A 5,279-nucleotide genomic window follows, 5' to 3' on the forward strand; every position below is an offset into this window, starting at 1 on the left:
CGGGCGATCGCCACCCGCTGCCGCTCGCCGCCCGACAGCTTCACGCCGCGCTCGCCGACCAGGGTGTCGTAGCCTTTGGGCAGCCGGCGGATGAAGTCGTCCGCCCGCGCCCGCCGCGCCGCCAGGGCCACCTCCTCCGCCGTGGCCTCGGGCCGGGCGTAGGCGATGTTCTCGGCGATCGTGCGGTGGAACAGCGCCGGGTCCTGCGGCACCACGGCGATGGCGCGCCGCAGCGACCCCTGGGTCACCTTCGCGATGTCCTGGCCGTCGATCAGGATCCGCCCGCCGTCCACGTCGTACAGCCGCTGCAGCAGCTTCACGAACGTCGACTTGCCCGAGCCCGTCGGGCCGACCAGCGCAATCCGCTCGCCCGGCGCGATGATCAGGGTGAAGTCGCGGTACAGCGGCTCCTCCGCCGACTTGTAGCGGAAGGTGACCCGGTCGAAGGCGATCTCGCCCAGCTCGCCGCGGAAGCCCGCCGCGTCGCGCGCGTCAGCCACCTGGGCGTCGGTGATGGCGAAGCCGGCCACGTCCTCGGCGTCGTCCAGGCCCTTCTGCATCATGCGGATGTTCTCGCCGATGTTGCGCAGGTAGCCGCTCATCAGCATGAACGACGTCACCGCGAAGGCCACGTCGCCCGCCGTCGCCTCGCCCCGCGCCCATAGCCGGATCAGGAGGCCCGACAGGCCCGCCTGCAGGCCCACCAGGATCAGGTTCTGCACCAGCCAGACGTCGATGAAGCGCGTCCAGGTCTTCAGCGTCGCCTTGCGCCACATCGCCGTGATGCCGCCGATCCGCTCCTCCTCGCGGGCTTCCGCGCCGAAGGTCTTCACGGTGGGGTTCGACGAGATGGAGTCGGCCAGCGCTCCGCCGATCCGCGTGTCCAGCGCCACCGACTTCAGGTTGGCGGGCCGCACGTACTTCACGGTCAGGATCAGGTTCGAGGCGATGTAGAGCACCACCACCGCCATGGAGAAGATCCCCACGGTCGGCCAGCGCGCCACCATCGTGGCCGACAGGCCCAGCAGCACCACGATCGCGGGGCCCAGCCACAGCACCACAGCGTCCGACACCATGTCGTAGCCCCACATGGCCCGCGACAGCTTGCGCACCGTCGAGCCCGCGAAATGGTCGGCGTGCCAGTCGGCCGAGAAGCCCTGGACGCGCCGGAAGCCCTCGTCCGTCATCTCCTTCATGTTGCCGGCAGCCATGGGGTTCCAGAACCGGAACGCGAGGTTCCGGATCAGCGAGAACGCCAGGTACACCCCCACGAATAGCGCCCAGGCGCTCCAGGCGGCGGGCGGCTCGCGCGGCGTCGCCGCCACCGCGTCCACCAGCCGGCCCGAGGCCCAGGGCAGCATCAGGTCGAAGGCGATGGCCAGCAGCATCAGCGCCACCGCCGTCCAGAACAGCGCCGGCCGCCGCATCCAGAAGCCGCCGATGAAGCGCAGCACCTGGGCGTTCGACAGCACCCGCTTGGTCTTGGTCTCTTCGTCGTCCTCGTAGTGGTCGGTCATGACAGGTCTCGATACGGGCGCCGGGACCGGGACTCCGAGCGTGGAGCGCGCACAGGTCCGGCGCGGAAAATGGATCGGATGGAGCGGGGCTTACGAAGCCGGGAGGGGCTCGGCGGGCCGCGGGCGCGCGGGATCGCTTCGCGTCGGCGCGAGCCGGGACGGGAAGCGGGTCGGGCGGGTTACCGGTGTCGTTTCGGCGGCGGCCCGAGGCGCGTCGGGAAGGCGTGCATCACAACAGCTGTCATTCTGGCGCCTCCTTCGAAAGAGCCTCGAAGGCACGGAAGCTAGGCGGGCCGATAACCGCGGTCAAGGAAGCCGGGCCCGACGGTTAACGCGGGTGGCGGTCAGAGGCATTTCGGCCACACCGCGGCTTCTGCTAAGCCGCGCCCCATGACGTCGCCCTCGCCCGATCTCGACGCCCCGCTGCCCGACGCCGCGCCCACCAACTGGGTCGACCGGCATGCGCCCGTGGCTCTGCGGCCCTGGCTGAAGCTGGGGCGGTTCGACCGGCCGGCGGGAATCTGGCTGCTGATGCTGCCCGGCTGGCAGGGCATCGCGCTCGCCGCTGCGGTCGAGGGCCGGTCGCCCGATCCATGGCTGCTCCTGCTGTTCTTCCTGGGCGCGGCGCTGATGCGCGCGGCCGGCTGCGCCTACAACGACATCGTCGACCGCGACATCGACGCCAAGGTCGCGCGCACCGCGCTGCGCCCCATCCCCGCCGGCCAAATCTCGGTGAAGCAGGCTTGGGCGTTCGTCTTCGGCTGCACCCTCGTGTCGCTGCTGATCCTGATCTCCCTGCCGCCGCTGTGCTGGCTGCTGGGCGTGCTGTCGCTGGGCCTCGTGGCCGCCTATCCGTTCATGAAGCGGATCACCTGGTGGCCACAGGCCTGGCTGGGGCTCACCTTCAACTGGGGCGCCCTGCTGGGCTATGCGGCGGCGGCCGGCGGCGGCCTGCCGCCCCTCTACATCCCCGCTATCCTGCTCTACGCGTCGGGGATCGCCTGGACCCTGGGCTACGACACCATCTACGCGATCCAGGACCTGGAGGACGACGCCCTGGCCGGCGTGAAGTCCTCGGCGCGCCGCCTCGGCGACAAGGCGCCTCGCGCCATCGGCGCTTTCTATCTGGCGACGCTGGCCCTGGTCTTCGCGGCCGGGACGTTGGCCCACCTCGGCGTCGGCTTCGCCCTCGGGCTGCTGGCCTACGCCATCCACCTCGGCCTGCAGGCCCGCCGCGTCCGGGTCGACGATCCCGTCCTGGCCCTGAAGCTGTTCAAGTCCAACGCCGGGGCCGGCCTGATCCTGTTCGCCGCGCTGGCGGCGGGCGCGCTGTAGCGAGCAACGCTCCCCCGTTCATCCCGGGCGGAGCTCACCGGAGACCCGGGACCCAGGGGGTTCCGCACTGCGGCCGCTCTGGGTCCCGGCTCGGCGCTTCGCTTGGCCGGGGTGAGGGGCGAGAAGCGCTCCCGCTTCATCCCTTCTTCGCCGCCTTCTGCGCCGCCCATTTCGGCAGCGCATGGCGCTTCGGCTTCTTGCTCCCGAACAGCGCCGCCAACCCTCCGCGCTGCGCCGTCTTCTTGCCCGTCAGGGCGTCGATCATCGACATCGGAACCACCACTCAACTCTTGAGCGTCCAGGCTGCCCCGCGACTGTGGCGGCGGCGTTACCAAGGCCTGCGACACACGCGTCATCCGCGAGTGACAAAAGCGCGCAGGTTGCATCCGGCAACCGCCGTTCGACGTGCGCCTTTGACTCCAATGTTTGTACGACATACAAATATTCGCATGGCCGACGTGCGATCCCTCGCCGAAGCGCGCGCCACCCGCGAGCCGGGCAAGCGCATGCGATCGCGGCTGCTCGACGCGGCCGTCCACCTGTTCAAGGCGCGGGGTCTCTCCAGCGTCGCGGTGGCCGAGATCGCCGCCGCCGCCGGCGCCTATCCCAGCCAGGTCACCTACTACTTCCGCACCAAGGAGGCCCTGTTCGTCGAGGCCGCCTGCCGCGAGGTGCTCTATGTCGCCCGCCAGGCCGAGCAGGCCGCCGCCGGCGCGCGCTCGGGGTCCGACTACAACCGCCGCCTGGTGGAGACCGTGATCGGCTCGCCGGGCCTGGCCCTCTTCGTCGAGGCCCTGTCGCTCACCCGCCGCCGCCCGGACCTCAGCCCCCTGATCGAGCGCACCTTCGATCGCCTGCACGCCGAGGGCGACCGCGCCTATGCCGAGACCCGCCACCGCCGCGGCTGGTCGCAGGCCGAGGACGCCGCCACCGTCGCCCGCCGCTTCTGGACCCTCGCCCTGGGCGTGACTCTCCGGGAAGGCGCGGCCGGCAGCCCGGTCGCCGAGGCCGTCGAGGAGATGGTCGCCCTGCTCCGCCACGATCCGCGCCAACCCACCGGAGACCGCTGATGGCCGCCGCCGCCCGTGTCGCCCCCAAGGACTACTTCGCCCCGGACGAATGGGCGCCGCTCGCCAGGAAGTCCGTGTGGAAGGGACCGGCGCTGGTCGCTCATGCTTGGATCGTCATCGGCTTGGCCGCCGGCATGGCCATGGCGTTTCCGATCACCATCCCGCTGGCGGTGATGATCATCGGCGCGCGCCAGCTTGGCCTCGCCATCCTGATGCACGACGCGGCCCATGGCGCGCTGCACCCGAACCTGAAGGTCAACGATTTCCTGGGCGACAAGCTCACGCCCGGCGGCCTCGTGAACTACCGCACCTACCACCTGGGGCATCACAAGTACGCCCAGCAGGCCGAGGATCCGGACCTGGGCCTGTCGGCGCCGTTCCCGATCACCCGCCTGTCCCTGCGCCGCAAGATCGTCCGCGATCTGACCGGCCAGACCTACTACAAGCAGCGCTGGGCGGGCCTCGTGAAACGCCTGCGCGAACGCAAGGCCGGCGAGCCGCTATGGCCGATCCTCAAGGACGCCATGGTCTCGCGGAAGCGTTTCCTGACCGGCATGGTCCTTACCGTCGCCATCACCGCGCCGTTCGGCTTCTGGTGGGCCTGGCCGGTGCTGTGGCTGCTGCCCCAGGCCACCTGGCTGCCGATGATAACCCGCCTGCGCAACATCGCCGAGCACGCCTGCGTGGCGAAGGAGGAACCCGACCCGTTGCGGCACGCCCGCACCACCCGGGCCAACCTGATCGAGCGGGCGTTCCTCGCGCCCTACTTTGTGAACTACCACTGCGAGCACCACATGTTCATGCATGTGCCTTGCTACAACCTGCCCCGCACCCACCGCCTGCTGAAGGCCAAGGGCGTACTGCCGGGCATGCTCACCGCCAGCGGCTATCTCGAGATCCTGCGGCTGGCCTCAAGCAAGCCCGCGCGCGACGACAGCCGCGGCCCCACGCCCGAGGCCCGCGGCGTCCGCCAGACGGCGATCCAGTAGGCGTCAGGCCGCCCGCTTCAGCCGCGCGTCGACCAGGGCGGCGTGAAGCTCCTCGATGAGGATCGGCTTCGGCACCACGCCGTCCATGCCCGCCGCCGCGTACTCGTCCACCTGCGCGGGCATGGCGTTGGCGGTCAGCGCCACGATGCGCGTTGGCGTCAGGCCCCGCTCGGCTTCCAGCCGGCGGATATCCCGCGTCGCCGCCACGCCGTCGCGCACCGGCATCTGGATGTCCATCAGGATCAGGTCCCAGTCGCCCCGGTCCCAGGCCTCGACAGCCGCCTTGCCGTCCGGCACGACCGTGGGGTCCACGCCCAGGGCGTTCAGCACCGTGCGCACCACCCGCTGGTTCGTCTCGTTGTCCTCGG

Annotated in this window: 6 protein-coding genes; 3 read left to right on the top strand and 3 right to left on the bottom strand. The window is 70.7% G+C overall.

Going from position 1 to position 5,279, the window contains the following annotated elements:
• On the bottom strand, positions 1-1,517 hold a 1,517-nt coding region (locus Q0L11_RS13290; RefSeq protein ID WP_296597848.1), incomplete at its 3' end, for an ABC transporter ATP-binding protein.
• A 390-nt stretch (positions 1,518-1,907) separates the two neighbouring features.
• Here Q0L11_RS13290 and ubiA point away from each other — a divergent pair.
• Positions 1,908-2,852: a 4-hydroxybenzoate octaprenyltransferase gene (gene ubiA / locus Q0L11_RS13295; protein WP_296597849.1), complete on the top strand. Its 945-nt coding sequence runs from the start codon at positions 1,908-1,910 to the stop codon at positions 2,850-2,852.
• Between the two features lie 136 nt (positions 2,853-2,988).
• Here ubiA and Q0L11_RS13300 read toward each other — a convergent pair whose 3' ends face one another.
• Positions 2,989-3,117 carry a hypothetical protein gene (locus Q0L11_RS13300; RefSeq protein ID WP_296597851.1) on the bottom strand — a complete coding sequence of 43 codons (129 nt, stop codon included), beginning with the start codon at positions 3,115-3,117 and terminating at the stop codon, positions 2,989-2,991.
• A 184-nt stretch (positions 3,118-3,301) separates the two neighbouring features.
• Between Q0L11_RS13300 and Q0L11_RS13305 the strand changes: the two genes are divergently transcribed.
• Positions 3,302-3,922 (top strand): TetR/AcrR family transcriptional regulator C-terminal domain-containing protein, encoded by a 621-nt coding sequence (locus Q0L11_RS13305; protein WP_296597852.1) that lies wholly within the window; start codon positions 3,302-3,304, stop codon positions 3,920-3,922.
• Positions 3,922-4,911 (top strand): fatty acid desaturase family protein, encoded by a 990-nt coding sequence (locus Q0L11_RS13310; protein WP_296597854.1) that lies wholly within the window; start codon positions 3,922-3,924, stop codon positions 4,909-4,911. Before Q0L11_RS13305 ends, Q0L11_RS13310 begins: the two co-directional genes overlap by 1 nt.
• Before the next feature lie 3 nt (positions 4,912-4,914).
• Here Q0L11_RS13310 and Q0L11_RS13315 read toward each other — a convergent pair.
• Positions 4,915-5,279: response regulator (locus tag Q0L11_RS13315; protein ID WP_296597855.1), on the bottom strand; the 365-nt coding region annotated here is incomplete at its 5' end.

It is taken from the genome of Phenylobacterium sp., from assembly GCF_024508875.1.
Classification (GTDB): Bacteria; Pseudomonadota; Alphaproteobacteria; order Caulobacterales; family Caulobacteraceae; genus Phenylobacterium.

Bases quoted from the DNA above. Each gene is read 5' to 3' on its own strand.
- Q0L11_RS13300 (WP_296597851.1), bottom strand. From the start codon at position 3,117: ATGATCGACGCCCTGACGGGCAAGAAGACGGCGCAGCGCGGAGGGTTG.
- Q0L11_RS13305 (WP_296597852.1), top strand. From the start codon at position 3,302: ATGGCCGACGTGCGATCCCTCGCCGAAGCGCGCGCCACCCGCGAGCCG.
- ubiA (WP_296597849.1), top strand. From the start codon at position 1,908: ATGACGTCGCCCTCGCCCGATCTCGACGCCCCGCTGCCCGACGCCGCG.
- Q0L11_RS13310 (WP_296597854.1), top strand. From the start codon at position 3,922: ATGGCCGCCGCCGCCCGTGTCGCCCCCAAGGACTACTTCGCCCCGGAC.